This is a genomic window from Pseudomonas sp. GW823-FHT04A03, assembly GCF_058796615.1.
Genome location: NZ_JBXAIV010000016.1, coordinates 23,958 through 44,927, shown reverse-complemented (window position 1 = coordinate 44,927; position 20,970 = coordinate 23,958). Strand labels below are relative to the sequence as shown.

Genomic DNA, 20,970 nt, shown 5'->3' with positions numbered 1-20,970 from the left:
GCAGTCTTCCTTCTTATTCGTTGACAGATTGTGTGGCGCCCTGAAGTTTGGATGGCAGGCTGGCGTCACAGCGATGGGCTGATTGTATACAACTTTATTCTCAATTTGTAAGCCTGAATTTTCGCATTTTTCACCGGCTGTCATCTTTTGCTGTTAATGGCGTGAACCTGCAAGAAACCTGCCTGACCAGTCAGCTAATGGATTGGGGGTTCAATGAATGCGAGGTTATGGGGCAAATCACCGGGAAATCGAAGGATGGCGGGGGTGAGAGGAAAAATGTCGTTTTTATTGTGTACAATTTTTTTGAAAAGTGTCTTAATCAATCGCTCGCCGCAGCTTTTCGTGCTCCGAAACGGTGCGGTCTCCTTTTCAACTGACTTCGGGAGGCGCGAAGTCTGACTGCTCCACGCAGGCAGGCGCGCAGAATCAATGGGACGTTTGACAACACACGTTTTGGACGCTGCACACGGTTGCCCGGGCAGCTCGATCAAGGTCGAGCTGTACCGCGTTGAAGGTTCGCACCTGGAATTGGTCGCCAGTGCGCTTACCAACAGCGATGGCCGGGTCGATGCGCCGCTGCTGCAAGGCGATGACTACCGTACCGGTGTCTATCAGGTTCAGTTTCACGCCGGCGATTACTACCGCGCCCGTGGCGTCCAGTTGCCGGAGCCGGCATTCCTGGACGTGGTCGTGCTGCGGTTCGGTATTTCTGCCGAACAGGATCACTACCACGTACCGTTGCTGATCTCGCCTTACAGCTATTCCACCTATCGGGGCAGCTGACCCCCAAGCAGCTGCCCCTGCCGGGAAGCGACTGCGCATATAGCTTCTTTGGTCTTTCGCCCGCTCACACTGCGGGCTTTTTTTCGTCTGTCATTCAGCAACCCGTCATCAAAGCCGTGGGTGGCCATCGCGCACGATAAATACCGTGTCGTCGACGTTTGCCAGCGTCTGCGGGCCGCCTCTGAGCCAGACGACTCTGTTTCTGGCATTTGCTGCGATCACTGCTGCCGCCGCCGGTGCGCCCACCTGAATGTGCAGGCGCAGACTGGCGCTGTTCTGATCGACATTCAGAGTCTGGTTGATCTTGCGGCCCCGGATGCGATGCAGGCTGATGAAGAATACATAGTCATGCCCGGTGCGCTTGAACACCAATGCCGGATACGAGTTGGAAGGGCTAGGATCGAACACGGCGTAACCGTTACGGGTCAGCAGCGTCGCCATGAAGCGTTTGAGATCCACCGCCGATTGGGTATTGGTCGAATACAGCCATTCCTGACGAAACAGTGCCGGATCGAAATCCAGTCGCTGCAGCGGACCACCCGATTCCGGCGTCGGTAGTTCGATCACACGGATCGTTCCAGTGCCCGACGTTGGCAGGATCGGCAGCATCAGCAACGGATCCGCCAATTGCGGGCGTGGAGTGTCGTTTCCGGTTTCCCAGTCGTTGAAGGTTTGTCGCAGCAAGGTCAGTCCCGAGCCGGTGGCGGTATTGGTTCCGTTTGCCAACACAAACTGGTGAAACGCGACATTCTCCTGCGAACTCGCGGACAACTCGGGAAAGTATCGAGCGACGTAATTCGTCAATGGACGATCGAATGGCAACGTCGGATCGATTTGCCAGTGCTGGGCAGGCGGAATCTGAATGGCACCTCGCGGTTGTTGCTGCGGGTCCAGTCGGAGTGTGCGCTCCAGCAGGTCGAAGTCGTAGATCAGGTGACTCGGGTTCTTGATATAGACGATCGGATCTCTCGCATCGCCTCGCGGAATGACTTTGTACTGAATACCGTCGACGCGAATGTCACCCGGGGTGGCATGTTGCGGGTCGATGCCCCATTCGCTCCACGGTGTCTCTTCCAGGCGAGGGCGTTTTGACGGTACGGCTGACGGTTCATCATCCGGCAATCGGTGGCGTGTGATGGTCAGCCTGGAAGTATCCGGCGCGGTTTCCACAGGCACCGGTCGCCACATCAACGTCCCCTCAACCCGTTCCAGCAATGGACCGGATGCGAGAAGCTCGTTCGATAAACGGGCCCTCATTCCATTCTGTGCATCCGCACCGATCAGCACGGTGCCACCCTCGACAAGATCGACATAGGCATAGCGTCCCGCGGAACGAATGCCGCTCAGCAAGTCGGGAGGCGGCAACCTGTTGACGAGTCCGGGTGCAAGAAAATAACTGCCGATCGGCCTTTGCGCGGTGCTGTCCCTGACCTGTGTCTCGGCAGGGAGATCGTAGATTTCGATCATCTGACGGCGAGTCACGGGCGGCGCAGGCAATTGCCAGGCCGGATGCGTGAGGGTCGGATCGATCAAGGTGTCGGGCGTCAGGCGCGGGCGCGCTGGAATGTCCGGCGTGGTGTCTCGTACAACAGGCGTTGAATCCGGTGTATCTGTTTTCGTACGGATAGGACGTTTGGGGCTCATTGATGATCAGCCTTCGCGAAGAATGAAGAGGGTGGGTTGGTCCGGACTCGGTCGTTGAATGCCGCCCACCAGATAGTTGATTTTGTCTTGTGCCAGCAGGGTGTTCAGCCGTTGCCGTCCGGTTTCGTCGAGTGTCATAAGCGCTGCCGAACTGGTCAGTTCGGAACCCGGTCTGGTGTAGCGGGGGATGAAGTCGGAGGAGACGAGCGGAAGCTTCAGTACGAAAAGCGAGTCCAGTCCTTCCCGACGGAAAACCAGCGAGTTTTCCAGCAGCAGGGGATCTGGCGGACTGACCGTGTAGCCGCTCTTGACCAGAATTTTGTAGAAGAGCTTTTGCAAGCTCGCAGCCCCCGGTTCAGCCGTATATTCATTCCATTGCTGCGAGAATTTCTGCGGATCAATATCGACTCGCTGCAGGCTCGGCCCGCTTGTCGGGGGCAGCTCGATCCTTCCCCCGAAAGTGCCGTCATCGATGATGGGCTGGATCGGCAGCAACATCAGCGGATCTGCGAGGTGTCGGGGGGCGGGGACGGTCCTGTCTTCCTAGTAACGAAACGTCTGGCTCAGTGCCTGCAATCCCTCACCATTGATCACTTCTGTACCGCGGTACTCTTTGAACATGGCCTTGGCCACGGCTCTGGCAGACTGCCCGGACAAGTACTCGAAGGCATCGGCGACGTATTGCGTCAGCGGTTTTTCGAATGGCAGGTGATCGTCCGCAACGATCCACCGGTTGTCCGGGGCCCGGGCTGCCCAGCGTGGTTGCAGCGTGCGATTGTCTACGAGCATCTGTTCGAAAGCTTCGAAGCGTTCCGGGTTGAAGCGCGGATGCTTGAGGCAGACGATGGGTGTATTGGAGCGAACGATCTGCGCCACGATCGGGTAGTGCAGCCCGTCTATTTCAATCGATTGACCGCTGGTGGGTTTTGTCGGTTGACCCCAGCTTCGCCATGGCTTGCTGGACAGGTCGAGCGGCTGATGGGTAGTTGCCGAAGCCTTGTCGGCGAACGGGTCCGGATCGGTCGACGCCTCATCTTCACTCAGTCGCGGGCGCTTGCTCGGACCGGCTTGCTCGTCCGGCTCGTCGACATGTGGGCGACGTGCCGAGATGGCTTGGCGTTTTTGCCACAGATTCGTGCCATGGATTCGCTCGACCAGAAAACCGGATGGCGTCAACTCGCTGGCCGAGGTCAGTTGGAAGCGACCGTCAGGGTGTTGATGAACCATGGCAGTGCCTTCGCGCATGTCGACATAGGTTCGCTCCCGACCGTCACGGCGGATACCTTGCGGGGAAGCGGCTGCCGGTGTCAGCCTGAGGGCCAGATGCACGGGAATGAACACGGGTGATGTGGGTCTTGCCAGCGTTTCAGGTGCATTGATCGATGTGTGGGGCAGTTGGAGGGGCAGCATCTCGCTGACTTCGACTGACGGCGGTCGGGGAGTGCCATCAGGCTGCAATGTATGTTGCGACAGATGTCCGATAAAAGCCGGCTCACCGGCATGCAAACGCACGCCGGGGCGAAGGTTCGAAACGTTATCGACGTTGAGGTGGGGCGTGCCTGTTGCCGGTCTGGGAGGCGACGAACTCGCGGGAGGAATCTGCTTGGGTGGCTTGGCCATTTGAAGTGCTCCGGTGTACGACTGATTCAGCGGTGTAAAGCCATGGAGTGTGCTGGCTAAAGGGGGCTGAATGATCGTCAAAGCAGGCTTCTGGCGTGTGGTACATATATCAATTGGCGCAAGCGACTGATGCAAAGCGTTTCCACCTGAGTCCGTGGCTCCCGAGGGCGTCAGTTGTAGTGCGTTTGTCCGGATAAAAGCCAGGCGAGGTGTTTCGCCTTTTCCAGTTTCGCCGGGTAGTCCAGCGAGAGATCGCCCATCAGTTTGACGCATTGTTCGCGCAGGACTCTCAAGGCTTGCTCGCCAAGTGGAGGAGAGTAAGCGAGGCCGATCTGTGCCACCTCTTCGAACAGTTTCAGTTGGTGGGTACAGTGATTGGTTGTCTGCAGATCCCGGGGGGCAATGGTGCGGGACTTGTCTGTGTCGAGCATCCATTTGCGCTGTGTCAGGTGATACAGCAGTGCACCGAGGCTGCCATCTTTCATGACCATGTTGCGTACAAGTATGTGGTCTTCCGGATGCTGCTTCAGCCCGGCAGGCAAGGGGGTCGAAACGTCGGTTGCCGGTACCAGGAACCGTGCGTCTATCGCTTCGATATAGACCGCCTCGAAAATCAGGTCGACCGCCCAGACAATGCCCTCTGTGGTTATCACGCGAACCTGGTCGATCAGGTCGCCTGTGTTCTGGTATTGCGGCAAGTAAATGATCGTCTGCCCGATCTGCAACTGGTTGTCGATGAGCCTGATCTCGACCTCGCCCAGACTGGAGGCGTCGAATTCCCACGTCGAGGAATAGGCCAGCTGTTGGCTCGCGGTCGCCAAGGCGCCTGGCGTGGAAATGCGCAACGACATACCGGGACTGAGATGTACGAGGTACTTCGAACCTTCACCGGTGAGGCTTTCCACGGCAGTCTGCACAGTGGCCGCGTGGAGCTTGACGCACTTGTCCTGGCCACCCAGCGCATGGGTTTCGTTGTCGAGCGGCCTCAGGTAGGCGTGGCTTCCCTGGCGGCGTGGGAGGGGCAGGGGGATTGCGCTGCTCCATTGCATGGGGCCGTTGATTTCAAACGTGTCGTTGAAAAACAGTCTGTCGGAGGCGGGAGGCAGGCCGAGCCGGTATGACACGCCGTCGTTCAAGGTCAGGGTGAACGGGTGATTGATTGCCAGTTCGGGGGCTTTCAGGCGGGGTTTGAGATTGCGCATGCCGGTGGTGCGAGAGCCGGCGAAATTCTTGATCGATATCTGGTTGCTGCCGAAATGCAGGGTGATTCCACATTCCTTGTACATGATGTAGTTGAAGTGCGTTCCGTATATGAGGTCGGCGTTGTAATGAGCATCGACGCGAGTCAGTTCGCTACTGGCAAAATCGGCGTGCAGTGAGGTGGCACTTTCCCTGCCGGCTTCCTTTACCCGGAAAACGGTCTGGCTCTTGTTGCGCGACACCCAATAGCTCGAGCTCTTGCCGTGAGGAATGGCGCACTCTGTATCAAATACAATGGCCGGCAGATAACGGGTTCCCTGCCGCAGGATCACCACCTCGATGTCGACTGTCTGCGGTGTTTCGATAAGGGCCGGAAGATCTGGCGCAAGATGAAACCCATCCTGGGTGATGAATGTCAGCTTTCCGTTCAGTAACGCTCGGCAGTCTGCAGTTTGCTGATAAACATTCTTGATCCGGACAACTTTCTTGCTGGTGTCGTCGAGTTCGAATCCCGACGTGATGACCAGTTCCCTGTTTTCAATCTTCCAGCTTTCGATCAGGTCGGAGCGCCAGTCCAGCGCGATGATGCTTTCATCTGCGCCGTCTTCAATAATCGATACGGTGCCGGGGACATGAGCGACAGCGTAGGCGTCCTTTCCTTCACCGCCATTGGCCGATGCGTAACTGCCGAGTAAATAAACCTGATCTTCTCCGGGGCCGGCATCAATGTTGTCGCGACCACGGGACTTGATGATATTCGGCCCCTCGCTACCAACCACTTCATTGGTCGCACCGGCCAGCGTCTCGACGTTTTCGATGCTCTGCAGATGGCTGTGAAGTTGATAGGCCTGCTCTTTTGGCGTGACGGGCTTGACCAGCAGCGACATCTCGCCCTTTTGCAAATCAACTCGGAAACCGTAACGATCTTCGTTGGTTTGCGCAAAGTGCCCGGCCAGTTTCAGCGTGTCGTTACCCGCGTCACCTTGCAGTTCGCAAATCAGTGTTCCTTGCGTGCCTGTTTTCAGCAGGTCGGCAGCTCCCTCGAAGATGAACTCATCGGGTTTCTCGCCACCGCTCAGGGATTTATGGCCGTCGGCGTAATAGAACCTGTTCGGTTTTTTCTTTACCCCCAGAATCGTGTCGTTACCGCCACCGATAAACCATAGGATGTCTTTGTCGTCGGCAGAAGTTCCAAACACTGCCCAGGGTGTGTCTTGGGTGACGCCTGCATGTGCGTCGATGTTGTCGTTGTTATCGCTGATTCGTGGACGCTTGATGGTTTTGTACTTCGGGTTTTTCGGAGTCCACTCATAAGTCGCGACCTGGAGTGATTCGATATCCACCTGGAAACTGCCATTGATGATGGCTTCGGTCTGATCTTTCAGCGTTTCGTCCAGCAACTTTCGGGCGGTGGTTTGAAGTTGTTGTGAATGTCGGGCAGCCGATCTGGCAATGAGGTGACGATCTTCAATGCTTTCATCCGGGCTGATGCCCCAGAAGGCGAACCAGCCGGTACGCAGACGCTCTTCGGTGGTCAGCGTGATGTAATCGTCAATGTCATCGACCACATTGATCGCTGCCCAGACTCGGGACCCCGCGACCAGCAGTAAACCAGCGACCAGCCCGATCGGACCGGCTGAAGAAAATCCGGCAAGGGCTGCAGCACCGAGCAGCACGGTCATGGTCGCGCTGGTGACACTCAACCCGGCGTTCACATAGTGATTGATGGACTCTTTTCCGGTTGTTCTGGCTGCTGCCTTGAAACCATCCACTGCAGAAATGATATCGAACGGCAGCGTCAGGGCACCGCCGATCAAACCGCCGCCGCGACCCAACTTGAGGGCGAAACTGGTTTTGGCGAAACCCTTGTAGGCACTCTCGCTGGCTTTGAGCATTTGCGTGGCTTTGCGGGCGACGGCCAGATCGATCGCTATCGAAGCGACATCGGCGGTGAACGCCGAACTGTTGAAGACGATGCCATACGAATCCTTGTCTCTTATTGCATCCTGCAGGCCGCGCAGACCACTGTAGATACCGAACGCCTGAAGTCCGATACCGGTGCTGGCCATGCTTCGGGTGGTGGAGCGTTTGACCCAGTTCGGAAGTGGCTCCTCGATATGAGCATGGCGGATGTCGAGTTTCTGCGCCGAATTCAGAAGCTGTTTCAGCTTGGCCTGATAAGCGCCCGGATCGGTGTGGGCATCGAGAGGGTCAATCAACAAGGGGGGCGCGGTCAGCGGACGGCGGCTGGCGAGTTCGAAGAGCAGGGCGGGAAGTAGATAGTCGTCTGCGCCGGTGGTTGTTTGCATCCGCGCTTCAATGGCGACCGGGTCAAATTGCAGTGCGTTGATAAAGCGCTTTCCCGGTGTGCGGAAAAACGTGTTCTTGCCATTCAGGGGTTGCCCGTCGACCGTGGCGCCCAATGTGTTCAGCGCTCTACGGGTAATGGAATATTCGCCTAACTGCAGCGGGCCGAAGACTTGATCCACGGTTTTAAGCTGCGCTCTTTTGTTTTTGAGCGCAGGAGAGGGCGGGCGGGAATTGTCGTCGTCATAGTCGATCGTTGAAGGTTGCCGTTCATTGGCGACAAGTTGCATGTCGGCAATGTCTGCGTCGTTATATTCGATCGAGGACGGGTGAATAAGCGTGGCCATTTGAACATCCTTGTTCTGAGATGAGGTTGTGCTGCGCCGTCATCTTAGGAAAAGGGTTCAAACGAAGTACATTGGCGGGGTGTTGCGTTGTGTTGCGTTTTGGAAGCGGAAGTTGCTGCCAGTTTCGATGCATGAATTGAGTGTCGAAACTGGCAGCCGGATTTGAAATTTCTGAAGCTCAGAACATGGTCTGCAGATATCAGTGCCCGCTGAGCAGCGACGCTGCACCGGCACCGCCGAACAGTCCGGCGCTGATTCGGTTGAACCAGCTCTGACCCTTGCCGCTGCGCAGGTAACGCGCGGCGCCGTGGGCACCGAGGCCGTAGGTCAATTTGCACAGCAGATCGAGCAGCGTCCAGGTGGCGATCATCACCAGCAGTTGCGGCAGGAACGGTTGCTCGGCGCTGAGAAATTGCGGCAGAAACGCGGCGAAAAACAAAATGTCTTTCGGATTGCTCGCGCCCAGCACGAAGGCCCGGCTGAACAATGCGCGGAACTTAGGAACCGGTGCAGCCTGAGGCACTTCGGCACCCACCGACGGCTGACGCGATTGCTGCCAGCTCTGCCAAGCGAGGTAAAACAGGTAGATCGCACCGACGATTTTCAGGGCGCTGAACAGTTTTTCGGACGCCAGCAGCAGGGCGCCCAGCCCCAGAGCCGAGGCACTGAGCAGGCAGATCGAGGCGAACACGCCACCGAGAAACGCCGGGTACGAACGACGCAGACCGTAATTCAGACTGTTGCTGATCATCAGCAACGACAGCGGCCCCGGAATCAGGATCACCACCAGCGCAGCGCCGCTGAACAGCAGCCAGGTTTCCAGACTCATCACTTGCTCCTTTTTATCGTTATCAAGAATGTGCAAAAGCCCCACCCGGTGGGGTGAGGCTGTTTTGAAGCGTGAACCGCGTAGCGCTTACAGGAAGATGAACTTGGCGATGAAGATCGCGCAGAGCACCCACAGGCTGACGGAGATCTCTTTGTATTTACCGGTGCCGGCCTTCAGCGCGACATAGGTAATGAAGCCCAGCGCGATACCGTCGGCGACCGAGAAGGTCAGCGGCATCATGATCGCGGTGACGATCGCCGGAATACTGTCGGTCGCTTCGTCCCATTCGATGTGCGCCATGCCGCCCATCATCAGCATCGCTACGTAAATCAGCGCGCCAGCGGTGGCATAGGCGGGAATCATGCCGGCCAGCGGTGCAAAGAACATCGCGGCTATAAATAGCACACCCACGGTGACTGCGGTAAGACCAGTCCGACCACCAGCCGCTACACCGGCGGCACTTTCCACGTAGCTGGTGACCGGCGGAACGCCGACGACCGCGCCGAAAACGCTGGAGGCGGAGTCGGCTTTCATGGCGCGGGAGAGGTTTTCGATGCGCCCGTCAGCGTTCACCAGGTTGGCGCGCTGGGCAACACCCATCAGGGTGCCGGCGGTGTCGAACATGTGCACGAAGAGGAAGGCCAGGACCACGCTGATCATGCTGACGTTGAACACGCCGGCGACGTTCATGGCCATGAAGGTCGGCGCCAGGCTTGGCGGGGCGGACATGATGCCCTCGTAGTGCACCAGACCAATCCCCCAGCCGGCCAGGGTCACGGTGATGATGCTGATGAGGATCGCGCCGAACACTTTGTGGTAGCTGAGGATCGCGATCATCAGGAAGCAGATAGCGGCAAGCAGTGGGCCGGGTTCACGCAGCGAGCCGAGCTTGATCAAAGTGGCCGGGCTATCGACGACGATGCCGGCGGTTTTCAGGCCGATCAGCCCGAGGAACAGACCCACACCGGCGCCCATCGCATAGCGCAGGCTGACCGGAATGCTGTTGAGCAGCCATTCGCGAATCCGCGAAAAGGTCAGGATCATGAACAGCACGCCCGAGACGAACACCGCACCGAGCGCGGTTTCCCAGTTGTAGCCCATGGTGCCGACCACGGTGTAGGTGAAGAATGCGTTGAGGCCCATGCCCGGCGCCAGGCCCACCGGCCAGTTGGCGTAGAGGCCCATCAGCAGGCAGCCCAGCGCGGCGGCGATACAGGTAGCGACGAAGGCTGCACCGTGATCGATCCCGGCATCGGCCATGATGTTCGGGTTGACGAAAATGATGTAGGCCATGGTGATGAAGGTTGTCAGACCGGCAATCAGCTCGGTCTTCACCGTGGTGCCATGCAAGCTGAGTTTAAAGATGCGCTCCAGCAGGCCATTGCGTAACGGCGGCGAGAGTTCCAGCGTCGATGCTTCGGATTTGCGGCTTTCCACAGCGAGTACTCCTCAAGAGTTTTATTGTTATTTCCAGGACCGGACCCATGAGGGGTGGCAGCAGTCCTTTGAGGCATACGCGAATTTGTTGACCATGCGGTCAGGAACTCGCACGCTGTGGATTATGCTTTTGTGTACAAATAAAGCAAATATTGTTTTTGGTTTTGTAGACGAAAATACTGGCGATCAAGCTATATCACTCGTTCGGACTATGTTCTCCCAGTGCAAGATTCACCGCCAGCCAGCCGTTGACCGCCGTTTCGCCGGCTTCGGCAAAGACGCGCTCAAGCAATTTCACCTGTTCACGACGCAGCGCCTGTTCAAATTTCGCGCCTTCAACGGTCAGCTCCAGCAGGCGTTTGCGCTTGTCAGTCTCGGACGCCACGCTGTCCACCAGATGCATTTCCTGCAATTGCCGCAACGGCATGTTCAGCGCTTGCTTGCTGACGCCGAGCAGCGCGAGCAATTCCTTGACGCTCAGGTTCGGGTAGCGGGCGATGAAAAACACGATGCGTTGATGCACTCGGGACAAGCCGCGACGCTCGAGCATTTCATCGGCCTTGGCGGTGAACGCCTGGTAACCGAAGAAAAACGCTTCCATGGCTTGTTGCTGGCTGGCGCAGTTTTTAAGGTCAAGCATATTGACGTTTCCAGGGAGGGTGTCGTAATTTCAGTCAACAAGTTTGACTCATTTTTCCCATGCCTCGCTAGCGGTGACTTCCATGGCTTTTTCCGAACGTGTCTCGCGCCTCAAAAGTTCTCTGATCCGTGAAATCCTTGCCGCGGCCCAGCGCCCGGAGGTCATGTCTTTCGCTGGCGGTTTGCCGGCTGAAGCGATGCTGCCGAAGGTCGAGTGGGCCGACATGCCGCTGTCTCTCGGCCAGTACGGCATGAGTGAAGGCGAGCCGGCACTGCGCGAAGCACTGGCAGCAGAGGCGAGGGCGCTGGGTTTGCCGTGTGAGGCGAGTCAGGTGCTGGTGGTCAGTGGCTCCCAGCAAACCCTCGACCTGGCGGCGAAGCTGTACATCGACAAGGGCACCGAAATTCTGCTCGAAGCGCCGACTTATCTTGCGGCCTTGCAGATCTTCCAGCTGTTCGGCGCCGATTGCCTGACTGTGCCGCTGGAAGCTGACGGCCCGAACCTCGCGCAGTTGCGTCAACGCCTGGAACAGCATCGCCCGGCGTTCATCTATTTGATTCCGACCTTCCAGAACCCGTCTGCCGTGCGCTATAGCGAAGCCAAGCGCGAAGCCGTTGCGACATTGCTCGACGAATTCGGCGTGACCCTGATCGAAGACGAACCCTATCGCGAGCTGACCTTCGACGGCGGCAGCGCCCAGCCGATTGCCGGACGCCTGAAGAAATCCAGCTGGATCTACACCGGCACCGTGTCGAAAACCCTGTTGCCGGGCCTGCGCGTCGGCTACCTGATCGCCAGCCCTGATCTGTTTCCGCATCTGCTCAAACTCAAGCAGTCGGCGGATCTGCACACCAACCGCATCGGTCAGTGGCAGGCATTGCAGTGGGTTGGCAGTGAGAAATATCAGCAGCACTTGAGTGAATTGCGCGGCTTCTACCGGCAGCGCCGCGATGCCTTTCAAGCGGCGCTGGAAACCCATTTCGCCGATCTGGCGGACTGGAACACGCCGCAGGGCGGGCTGTTTTTCTGGCTGACCCTGAAGCAACCGCTGGACACGCGTACGTTGCTGAACACCGCGCTGGCCAACGATGTGGCGTTTATGCCGGGCGAACCGTTCTTCCCCGAGCCGGACCGCAATCCCGGTCATCTGCGCCTGAACTTCAGTCACATCGATCCGGCGCGACTGGACGAAGGGCTCAAGCGTCTGGCGACAGTGGTACGCCAGGCCCAGGCCGCGCAGGCGGCATAAAAAAACCGGCCATCAGGCCGGTTTTTTTGATTCAGACTGCGGCGAACCGCTTGTTCAGATATTCGATGATCGTGTTGGACTCGTACATCCAGGTGGTCTGGCCGTTCTCTTCGATGCGCAGGCACGGCACCTTGATCTTGCCACCCTGTTCCAGCAGGGTCTGACGATCCTGCTCGTTGTTTTTCGCATCCTTCAGGGCCACCGGAACGTTCAGGCGACGCAGGCTGCGGCGGGTCTTCACGCAGAACGGGCAGGCGTGGAACTGATACAGGGTCAGGTCCCTGGCGGCGGCGTCAACCTGAGCCTGGGCAGCGGCGGGGCGCTGTTTCTTGCCCGGGCGGGTCAGGAAATCAACGAAGATGATCAGTTGGCCGAGGCCGACACGAAGCGCTTTGACGAACACGTTACAAGCCTCACAGGGACATTGAAGAAGGCGCGCAGCTTACCCGATTTTTCACGGGCGAAAAAAACCGGCGATCAACGCCGGTTTTTTTTTGTGTCACGCATTACTTGATCAGGCTGAGAAACTCGCTGCGGGTCGCCGCGTTTTCGCGGAACTCACCGAGCATCACCGAGGTGATCATCGACGAATTCTGTTTCTCCACACCGCGCATCATCATGCACATGTGCTTGGCCTCGATCACCACGGCCACGCCCAGCGCGCCGGTGACCTGCTGGACCGCATCGGCGATCTGGCGGCTGAGGTTTTCCTGGATCTGCAGGCGGCGGGCGTACATGTCGACGATCCGCGCGACCTTCGACAGGCCCAGCACTTTGCCGCTCGGGATATACGCGACGTGGGCCTTGCCGATGAACGGCAGCAGGTGGTGTTCGCACAACGAGTACAGCTCGATGTCCTTGACCAGCACCATTTCGCTGTTGTCGGAGCTGAACAGGGCACCATTGGTGACCTCTTCGAGCGTCTGTTCATAACCGCGGCAGAGGTACTGCATGGCTTTGGCGGCACGCTTTGGCGTGTCGAGCAGGCCCTCGCGGGAGACGTCCTCGCCCAGTTGGCCGAGAATCGCGGTGTAATTCTGTTCCAGGGACATGAAACTACCTGTGGGGATTTTCGCAAAGGGCAAGGGTACGGTGGCGGACACGACCCTGCAAGTTCGGTGTGACGGGATTATTCGTCGCGGCCTTCCATCATGGTGCGTTTGAGCATCACATACACGGCGCCAGCGCCGCCATGTTTCGCCTGGCAGGACGTGAAGCCGAGCACTTGCGGATGCTGGCGCAGCCAGGTGTTGACGTGGCTTTTGATCATCGGCCGCTTGCCGTCCAGACGCACGGCCTTGCCGTGGGTGACGCGCACGCAGCGGATTTCGAATTTGGTAGCCTCGGCGAGAAACGCCCAGAGGGTTTCGCGAGCCTTTTCCACACTCATGCCGTGCAGGTCGAGGCTGCCTTCGAACGGGATCTGCCCGACCTTGAGCTTGCGCATCTGACTTTCCTGCACCCCGTCGCGGGCCCACATCAACTCGTCTTCGGGACCGACGTCGATCACGAACTGATCGGACAGGCCGTCAACGGTAGTGGTATCGGTGCGCACGGTGGCGGACTGGCGCAGCTTGGCGATCCGGTCACGGTCAGCCTTGGGTTTGCCGGTGTCGGCGCGGTCGTGCTTGATCGGCTTGACGCCTTGGATCGCACTTTTGAACAGGGAAAAATCGTCGTCTTGCATGTCAGCCTCCGCGAAGGGCGGCCAGTTTACCCAAACAGACACAAAACGGCCCGGCAAAAAGCCAGGCCGTCGATCAATCGTGTTTTTTCATCAGGTGCGGGGACATATTCAGCTCCCGTGATTGCCGTGCGCGACGCCGGCAACGACGCCACAGGGCCACGCCGAAATACAGGAACAACAGGCCGACTGCCAGAATGATCGCCGAGCCAAGCGGTGTTGCGTTCAGGTCGCCGAGTGCCGGCGGGCGCCCCAGCAGGCTGGCGGCCCCGGCCATCGCCAGCAGCACGCCGAACGTGGCCAGAATGGCCGCGATCGCCGCGCCGAATCGAAATCGCCAGTTGCTTTGGCCTTTGGGCCGCAAGCGGCGTGCGTCAAATCCATCGGATAACTTCATTCCGACCTTCCTCAATGGGTATCGGCCCTTCGACCGGGAGTTGACCGGGTTGTTCCTGAGGCTAGGGTAATTGAAGCAAATGCGAGGTTTTTGCAGATGAGCGGCGGGTTGAGCCGCTCATTTACGGTCGATCAGATCAGGTCTTGGGTCAGCGCGAGGGTGGCGAAGTTGTCGGCCATGATCGCCATTTCCGCTTCCTGCACCTGTTCGGCGCTGAGCACGCGGCCCTTGAACGGCAGATCGCGGGTGGCGCAGGCGTCTTCGACCAGGGTGCAGCGGAAACCCAGGTTCTTCGCCGCGCGCACGGTGGTGCTGACGCTGGAGTGACTCATGAAACCGCAGACGATCAGGTCCAGCGAACCGATGGTTTGCAGACGATCGTAGAGTTCGGTGCCGTGGAAGGCGCTCGGCAGCAGTTTGCCGATGATGGTTTCATCGCCCTGGGGTTCCAGGCCGGGGATGAACTCGCCGCGTTCGCCCTGCGGGTCGAACAGGCCGCCGACGGTGCCGAGGTGGCGCACATGCACGATCGGCCGGCCGGCTGCGCGGGCGGCGGCAACCAGTTGTTTGATGTTCGCGACAGCCGCGTCCATGCCGCTCAGGGCCAGCGGGCCGCTGAGGTACTCTTTCTGGGCATCGATGATGACCACGGTGGCATGGCTCAACGTGGCCGCTGCGTAACCGCGACCGCTGAGTTGAAACATCGTTTTTGGAACGGACATTCTGGGGCTCCTTCGGGTGGGGCTTTTGCGACATTGTCCTCTGGCTGAGCGGTTCTGTGAATCGCTACCATCGTAGACACCGTCGTTGCTGGCCTGCAGCCTTGTCAAGTTACACGATCTGTTCAATAGCCGAGGGGAAAATCGGAAGCGTCCTACCGTCGCCCCGGAATCTTTCCTGCGTCGTCGCGGCGCGTTTTGGCTGCTAGAATCGCCAGTCGTTTTTTCTGGAGTTCTGCCCCGTGATCACTTCCCGACTTCGTACCCTGCGCGACCACATCCGTTGGGCCGTCAGCCGCTTCCATGGGGAGGATCTGTTTTTCGGCCATGGCACCGACAATGCCTGGGACGAAGCCCGACAGCTGGTGCTCGGTGCCTTGCACCTGCCTTGGGAAATCGCTGACAGCTATCTGGATTGCGCGCTGGAAGACGACGAACTGGTCAATCTTCAGCGCCTGCTCAAGCGTCGCATTGAGGAACGCATTCCGACCGCTTACCTGCTGGGCGAGGCCTGGTTCTGCGGCATGTCGTTCATCGTCGATGAGCGCGTGCTGATCCCGCGTTCGCCGATTGGCGAGCTGATCGAAAACCGTTTTGCCCCATGGATCGGCGACGAACCTGCGCGGATTCTCGACCTGTGCACCGGTTCCGGCTGCATCGGCATCGCGTGCGCCTACGAGTTCCAGAACGCCGAAGTGGTGCTGGCGGATCTGTCGTTCGAAGCGCTGGAAGTGGCGAACCAGAACATCGAGCGTCATGGCGTCGATGAGCGTGTGTTCACTGTGCAGGGCGATGGTTTTGATGGTCTGCCGGGTCAACGTTTCGACCTGATCGTGTCGAACCCGCCCTACGTCGATGCGGAAGATTTCGCCGACATGCCGGACGAATACCAGCACGAGCCGGAACTGGGCCTGGCCTGCGGCGACGACGGTTTGAACCTGGTGCGCCGGATGCTCGCCGAAGCGGCGGACCATCTGACCGAGAAGGGTTTGCTGATTGTCGAGGTGGGCAACAGCCAGGTCCACGTCGAGGCGCTGTACCCGGAAGTCGATTTCGCCTGGCTGGAGTTCGAGCGCGGCGGGCATGGCGTGTTCATGCTGACCGCCGAACAGTGCCGCGCCCATCAGGCACTGTTCGCTTCCCGCGTCTGACCTGAACCGATCGTTCCCACCTCGGTGGGAACGGTCATTGGTTTAGCGGTGCGTTGCAATCCAGATCAGCAACCCGGCCTGAAACACCGCAAACGCCACCAGACAAGTAATGGTGAAGCGCAAACCCGCGTCTTCACGCTTGAACTTGCTGACCTTGTCTTCCTGCTTCTTCAGCTTCACTTCCTGCTCGGCCAGATTCTGCTCGGCCTGTTGCAACATCTGCGCAGCTTCGAGAATCTCGACGATCTGCAGCTTTTCGCTGTTCCAGTCGCCCAGCAAATCGCCGACCTGCACTTCCTTGACGCTGCCCTTCAAATGCTGGGCGTCGGCGTAAACCACATCAAAGCCATGCACCCGCAGAAAGTGATCGCGGCGCAGGCGAGTGTCTTCGTTCAGCGCGTCCTTGTTGTTCAAGTCCATGCCGTCGACGGTGTAGGTGGGCCAGCGCTTTTTCGCCCAGTTGATGCCTTGGGCGGCCATGAAACGGCCGATGCCGCGGTTCATCGGTTCGATCTGCAAACCGCTGTCCGGGCCGAAATGCACGCGTTTGGTCGTGTGGTCGACCCACACGTCCAGATGATTCTGCTCTTTACGCACGCGCTGCGCGGGCAACTTGATCACCATGCGCATCAGGCTGTGTTCTTTGCCGTTGCGCTCGGCGTAACCGAATTCAACGAAGCGCAGTGGTCGCCCGCCGGTATTGCGGTCGGTCTGCAACGGCGCCAGGCGGAGCATCTTGTGGTGCTCGACGTGGACATCCGCCCATGGCAGCTCGACCGCTGGCGGTGCGTCTTTTTCAGCGGTGGTGTCGGGTGAAGTCTGGGTATCAGTCATAACGGCGAGATCCTGTCCAAGCTGCTTGCCGCCAGCCAGTACGCTGGCGACAAAGGCTTATCGGCCGTTTTTTTCAAGACTGGAGGGTAAAAGAGCTTAACGGGTGCGAAGTCCGTCAATAAATTCAAGGACACGTGTCCCCAGTTCAGCCGCCAAGGGCAAATTCGGGTCCTTGTAGGAGGCCAGTTGCCGCTTCACGTCGTTGGGCACGATGCGCAACACGTGGTTCATGCCCTCGATCAGCGCCAGTTGCGCGTCCGGTTTGGCGGCCTTGAGCAATTTCGCATCATCGACCTGAACCTGGATGTCGTTGCTGCCTTGGACGATCAGCGCCGGCATTTTCAGTTGAGCGAAGGCGGAAGCCGGATCCTGACGGAACAGTGAAATCAGATACGGCTGCACGCTCGGACGGAAAATCACCTGCAATGGCGCCGGCACATTGTCGTCGGTATGCCCGGCTTTGAGGCTGTCGAGCAATTCGTTGCTGCGCAGCATCAGCGGAGGAGGGAGGCTGCGGGCCAGTTGCCGACGCAGCACCTGATCGATCGGTCGGGCCGTGCCGGAAAGCGAGATAACCGCCGCCGCATCGACCTTTGGAGCGGCCAGGCTGGCAATCAGCGCGCCTTCGCTGTGGCCGAGCAGGATCAACGGGCCGAAGCGCGGATCGGCTTTCAGCTTCTGACCCCAGGCCACGGCGTCCGCCACGTAGGCTTCCACCGACAGGTTTCGCTCGTCCGGAGTTGCCGCCAGGCTGGCGGCCACGCCGCGCTTGTCGAAACGCACACTGGCGACATTGTGTTTGGCCAGCACCCAGGCCAGTCGCTTGAGGCTGTCATTGCGCCCGCCGTCGGGGTTGTTTCCGTCACGATCCGTAGGACCCGAGCCAGAAAGGATCAGGACAACCGGCACGGGGTTGTCGGATTTCGGCAGCAACAGCGAGCCGAAAAGTTCGCCATTGTCAGTCGTCAACGTGACCGGACGTTGCAGGACAGTTGCCTGGACAAAGCCGGTAAACAGGGAAAGGCTCAAGATCAAAACTCGCAGCATCATCACGCCATCATTTGCCAAGGTGCCGGTTGGACTCACCCACACCGCTAAGGTTCGAGGATGAACTACTCGGTTAGCCTGCGTATACTGGCGCGCATCACGAATTTGGGTTCGATTTCACGGAGCGTCCTGCATGTCCGGCAATACCTACGGCAAGCTGTTCACTGTCACCACCGCGGGCGAAAGCCATGGTCCGGCGTTGGTCGCCATTGTCGACGGCTGCCCGCCGGGCCTGGAGATTTCCCTTGAGGACCTGCAACGCGACCTCGATCGCCGCAAGCCGGGCACCAGCCGCCACACCACCCAGCGCCAGGAAGCCGACGAAGTCGAAATCCTTTCCGGCGTGTTCGAGGGCCGCACCACCGGCTGCTCCATCGGCCTGCTGATCCGCAACACCGACCAGAAGTCCAAGGACTACTCGGCGATCAAGGATCTGTTCCGCCCGGCCCACGCCGACTACACCTACCACCACAAATACGGCGAGCGCGATTATCGCGGCGGCGGTCGCAGCTCGGCGCGGGAAACCGCCATGCGCGTCGCGGCCGGCGCCATCGCCAAGAAATACCTGGCCAGCCAGGGCATCGTCATTCGCGGCTACATGAGCCAGCTCGGCCCGATCGAAATCCCGTTCAAGACCTGGGAGTCGGTCGAGCAGAACGCTTTCTTCAGCCCTGACCCGGACAAAGTGCCGGAGCTGGAAGCCTACATGGACCAGTTGCGTCGCGATCAGGACTCCGTCGGCGCGAAGATCACCGTGGTCGCCGAAGGCGTGATGCCGGGCCTGGGCGAACCAATCTTCGATCGTCTCGACGCCGAACTGGCCCACGCGCTGATGAGCATCAACGCGGTCAAAGGCGTGGAAATCGGCGCCGGTTTCGCCTGTGTCGCCCAGCGCGGCACCGAACACCGTGACGAGCTGACCCCGGAAGGTTTCCTCAGCAACAACGCGGGCGGCATTCTCGGCGGGATCTCGTCCGGTCAGCCGATCGTCGCGCACCTGGCGCTGAAGCCGACCTCGAGCATCACCACTCCGGGGCGTTCGATCGACATCGACGGCAATCCGGTCGAAGTGATCACCAAGGGCCGTCACGACCCATGCGTCGGCATCCGCGCCACGCCGATTGCCGAGGCGATGATGGCCATCGTCCTGATGGACCACCTGCTGCGTCACCGTGGCCAGAACGCCGATGTGCGCGTGAGCACCCCGGTGCTGGGTCAGCTTTGATGGGTGATCTCAAGGCCGCCGCGGTCTGACCGTGGCGGCGCTCCCGTACTGGCGGCTGTCCAGTTTCTATCTGTTCTATTTCGCCTTGCTCGGTTCGACGGCGCCGTTTCTGGCGCTGTACTTCGATCACCTCGGATTCAGTGCGGCACGCATCGGCGAGCTGGTGGCGATTCCGATGCTGATGCGCTGCGTGGCGCCAAACATCTGGGGCTGGCTCGGCGATTACACCGGCAGACGCCTGGCCATCGTGCGCTTCGGCGCGGTGTGTACGCTGCTGACGTTCTCATTGATTTTCGTCAGCAAGACCTACGCCTGGCTGGCGATGGTCATGGCGTTGCATGCGTTCTTCTGGCACGCGGTGCTTCCGCAGTTCGAAGTCATCACCCTCGCGCATTTGCAGGGCCAGACCTCCCGCTACAGTCAGATCCGCCTGTGGGGCTCGATCGGTTTCATCATCACCGTGGTCGCCCTCGGTCGCCTGTTCGAATGGCTCAGCCTCGACATCTACCCGGCGGCGCTGGTGTTGATCATGGCCGGCATCGTCCTCAGCAGTCTGTGGGTGCCTAACGCTCAGCCGCCTCAGGGCAACCGCCCGACGGGCGAAGGCTTTCTCAAGCAGTTGCGCAATCCCGGGGTGCTGGCGTTCTACGGTTGCGTGGCGCTGATGCAGATGAGCCACGGGCCGTATTACACGTTTTTGACCCTGCACCTTGAGCGACTGGGCTACAGCCGTGGCGTGATCGGCATGCTCTGGGCGGTCGGCGTGGTGGCGGAAGTGCTGTTGTTCATGGCCATGAGCCGGATCCTCGCGCGTTTTTCCCTGCGGCGGGTGCTAATGGCGAGTTTTCTGCTGGCGGCGCTGCGCTGGTTGCTGCTAGGTTCGTTCGCCGAGTTCCTGTGGGTCCTGTTGTTTGCCCAGGTGCTGCACGCGGCGACGTTCGGCAGCTTTCATGCGGCTGCCATCGCGTTCGTGCAACGTAGCTTCGGCGCGCGCCAGCAAGGGCAGGGCCAGGCGTTGTATGCCGCGCTGGCCGGCACCGGCGGTGCGCTCGGCGCGTTGTATTCCGGTTACAGCTGGAATGCCCTCGGCGCGACATTGACCTTTAGTATTGCCAGTCTCGCAGCGCTCGCCGCTGCCGTTATCATTGCCATTCGAATGCAAGAGGACAGGCCATGAGCCTTACCCGTGAACAGCTTGCCCAGCAAATTGTCGACGCCGGGCGTTTTCTTTATGGTCGCGGCTGGTCGCCGGCCACCAGCAGCAATTACTCCACGCGCCTGTCGCCGAGCGAAGCGCTGCTGACCGTGTCCGGCAAGCACAAGGGCCAGTTGGGCCTGGACGACGTGCTCGCCACCGACCTGTCCGGCAACAGTCTTGAGCCCGGCAAAAAGCCGTCCGCCGAAACCCTGCTGCACACCCAGCTCTACAGCTGGCGTCCGGAAATCGGCGCCGTGTTGCACACCCACTCGGTGAACGCCACGGTGCTGTCGCGCCTGACGCCGGAAGACTTCATCGAGTTCGAAGACTACGAACTGCAAAAAGCCTTCAGCGGCATCTCGACCCACGAGTCCCGGGTGCGCGTGCCGATCTTCGACAACGATCAGGACATTGCGCGCCTCGCCGCCAAAGTGCAGCCTTGGCTCGACGCCCATCCCGATTGCGTCGGTTATCTGATTCGCGGCCACGGCCTCTACACCTGGGGCGCGCAGATGAGCGACGCGTTGCGCCAGATCGAGGCCTTTGAATTTTTGTTTGAATGCGAGTTGAAGACCCGCAGCGTCATGAACCGCCAAGGCTGACTTCACCAGAACCAGCCCATTTGCCTGATGAATGCAGTGCCCGACCGGTCTCGAAGA

20 protein-coding genes are annotated in these 20,970 nt (G+C 59.4%); 6 read left to right on the top strand and 14 right to left on the bottom strand.

Annotated features, from left to right (window positions below):
• Positions 1-429 precede the first annotated feature (429 nt).
• Entirely contained in the window at positions 430-783 is a 354-nt protein-coding gene (gene uraH / locus AC1Q9F_RS27050; RefSeq protein WP_011333195.1) for a hydroxyisourate hydrolase, read from the top strand.
• A 108-nt stretch (positions 784-891) separates the two neighbouring features.
• Here uraH and AC1Q9F_RS27045 read toward each other — a convergent pair whose 3' ends face one another.
• From AC1Q9F_RS27045 to AC1Q9F_RS27015, 7 genes are all read right to left on the bottom strand, one after another.
• Positions 892-2,427, bottom strand: a complete 1,536-nt coding sequence (locus AC1Q9F_RS27045; protein WP_492621321.1) for a hypothetical protein — start codon at positions 2,425-2,427, stop codon at positions 892-894.
• Between the two features lie 6 nt (positions 2,428-2,433).
• Positions 2,434-2,925 (bottom strand): hypothetical protein, encoded by a 492-nt coding sequence (locus AC1Q9F_RS27040; RefSeq protein WP_492621320.1) that lies wholly within the window; start codon positions 2,923-2,925, stop codon positions 2,434-2,436.
• Between the two features lie 45 nt (positions 2,926-2,970).
• Positions 2,971-4,047 (bottom strand): hypothetical protein, encoded by a 1,077-nt coding sequence (locus tag AC1Q9F_RS27035; RefSeq protein WP_492621319.1) that lies wholly within the window; start codon positions 4,045-4,047, stop codon positions 2,971-2,973.
• Between the two features lie 170 nt (positions 4,048-4,217).
• Positions 4,218-7,901 carry a calcium-binding protein gene (locus tag AC1Q9F_RS27030; RefSeq protein WP_492621318.1) on the bottom strand — a complete coding sequence of 1,228 codons (3,684 nt, stop codon included), beginning with the start codon at positions 7,899-7,901 and terminating at the stop codon, positions 4,218-4,220.
• A 199-nt stretch (positions 7,902-8,100) separates the two neighbouring features.
• Entirely contained in the window at positions 8,101-8,730 is a 630-nt protein-coding gene (locus AC1Q9F_RS27025; protein WP_007960020.1) for a LysE family translocator, read from the bottom strand.
• 87 nt (positions 8,731-8,817) lie between these two features.
• On the bottom strand, positions 8,818-10,167 hold the full coding sequence (locus AC1Q9F_RS27020; protein ID WP_007960018.1) for an NCS2 family permease: 1,350 nt from the start codon (positions 10,165-10,167) through the stop codon (positions 8,818-8,820).
• A 196-nt stretch (positions 10,168-10,363) separates the two neighbouring features.
• Positions 10,364-10,807 carry a MarR family winged helix-turn-helix transcriptional regulator gene (locus tag AC1Q9F_RS27015; RefSeq protein WP_492621317.1) on the bottom strand — a complete coding sequence of 148 codons (444 nt, stop codon included), beginning with the start codon at positions 10,805-10,807 and terminating at the stop codon, positions 10,364-10,366.
• Positions 10,808-10,889: 82 nt separating this feature from the next.
• Between AC1Q9F_RS27015 and AC1Q9F_RS27010 the strand changes: the two genes are divergently transcribed.
• Positions 10,890-12,056: an aminotransferase-like domain-containing protein gene (locus AC1Q9F_RS27010; protein WP_492621316.1), complete on the top strand. Its 1,167-nt coding sequence runs from the start codon at positions 10,890-10,892 to the stop codon at positions 12,054-12,056.
• 31 nt (positions 12,057-12,087) lie between these two features.
• Here the strand turns inward: AC1Q9F_RS27010 and AC1Q9F_RS27005 are convergent, their stop codons facing one another.
• The 5 genes from AC1Q9F_RS27005 to AC1Q9F_RS26985 form a co-directional block, all read right to left on the bottom strand.
• On the bottom strand, positions 12,088-12,459 hold the full coding sequence (locus AC1Q9F_RS27005) for a glutathione S-transferase N-terminal domain-containing protein (protein ID WP_134023246.1): 372 nt from the start codon (positions 12,457-12,459) through the stop codon (positions 12,088-12,090).
• Positions 12,460-12,562: 103 nt separating this feature from the next.
• Complete coding sequence (folE, locus tag AC1Q9F_RS27000) at positions 12,563-13,108, bottom strand: GTP cyclohydrolase I FolE (RefSeq protein ID WP_003204506.1); 546 nt, start codon at positions 13,106-13,108, stop codon at positions 12,563-12,565.
• Between the two features lie 77 nt (positions 13,109-13,185).
• Entirely contained in the window at positions 13,186-13,743 is a 558-nt protein-coding gene (locus AC1Q9F_RS26995) for a Smr/MutS family protein (RefSeq protein WP_492621315.1), read from the bottom strand.
• 73 nt (positions 13,744-13,816) lie between these two features.
• Positions 13,817-14,137, bottom strand: a complete 321-nt coding sequence (locus AC1Q9F_RS26990) for a hypothetical protein (protein WP_007960009.1) — start codon at positions 14,135-14,137, stop codon at positions 13,817-13,819.
• Positions 14,138-14,268: 131 nt separating this feature from the next.
• The gene (locus AC1Q9F_RS26985) at positions 14,269-14,859 is read right to left on the bottom strand and encodes a cysteine hydrolase family protein (RefSeq protein WP_011333204.1); all 591 of its coding nucleotides are present in this window, start codon (positions 14,857-14,859) and stop codon (positions 14,269-14,271) included.
• 239 nt (positions 14,860-15,098) lie between these two features.
• Between AC1Q9F_RS26985 and prmB the strand changes: the two genes are divergently transcribed.
• A complete protein-coding gene (gene prmB, locus AC1Q9F_RS26980; protein ID WP_007960007.1) occupies positions 15,099-16,007 on the top strand; it encodes a 50S ribosomal protein L3 N(5)-glutamine methyltransferase in 909 nt (302 codons plus the stop codon).
• A gap of 42 nt (positions 16,008-16,049) precedes the next feature.
• Here prmB and AC1Q9F_RS26975 read toward each other — a convergent pair whose 3' ends face one another.
• The gene (locus AC1Q9F_RS26975) at positions 16,050-16,841 is read right to left on the bottom strand and encodes a hypothetical protein (protein ID WP_492621314.1); all 792 of its coding nucleotides are present in this window, start codon (positions 16,839-16,841) and stop codon (positions 16,050-16,052) included.
• A gap of 96 nt (positions 16,842-16,937) precedes the next feature.
• On the bottom strand, positions 16,938-17,891 hold the full coding sequence (locus tag AC1Q9F_RS26970) for an alpha/beta hydrolase (RefSeq protein WP_492621313.1): 954 nt from the start codon (positions 17,889-17,891) through the stop codon (positions 16,938-16,940).
• A 130-nt stretch (positions 17,892-18,021) separates the two neighbouring features.
• Between AC1Q9F_RS26970 and aroC the strand changes: the two genes are divergently transcribed.
• The 3 genes from aroC to AC1Q9F_RS26955 are packed head-to-tail and all read left to right on the top strand — an operon-like array spanning position 18,022 to position 20,913.
• Positions 18,022-19,113, top strand: a complete 1,092-nt coding sequence (aroC, locus tag AC1Q9F_RS26965; RefSeq protein WP_102718276.1) for a chorismate synthase — start codon at positions 18,022-18,024, stop codon at positions 19,111-19,113.
• A 31-nt stretch (positions 19,114-19,144) separates the two neighbouring features.
• Complete coding sequence (locus AC1Q9F_RS26960; RefSeq protein WP_492621312.1) at positions 19,145-20,290, top strand: MFS transporter; 1,146 nt, start codon at positions 19,145-19,147, stop codon at positions 20,288-20,290.
• Complete coding sequence (locus AC1Q9F_RS26955) at positions 20,287-20,913, top strand: methylthioribulose 1-phosphate dehydratase (RefSeq protein WP_085710648.1); 627 nt, start codon at positions 20,287-20,289, stop codon at positions 20,911-20,913. The genes AC1Q9F_RS26960 and AC1Q9F_RS26955 overlap by 4 nt, the downstream gene beginning before the upstream one ends.
• Positions 20,914-20,970 lie beyond the last annotated feature (57 nt).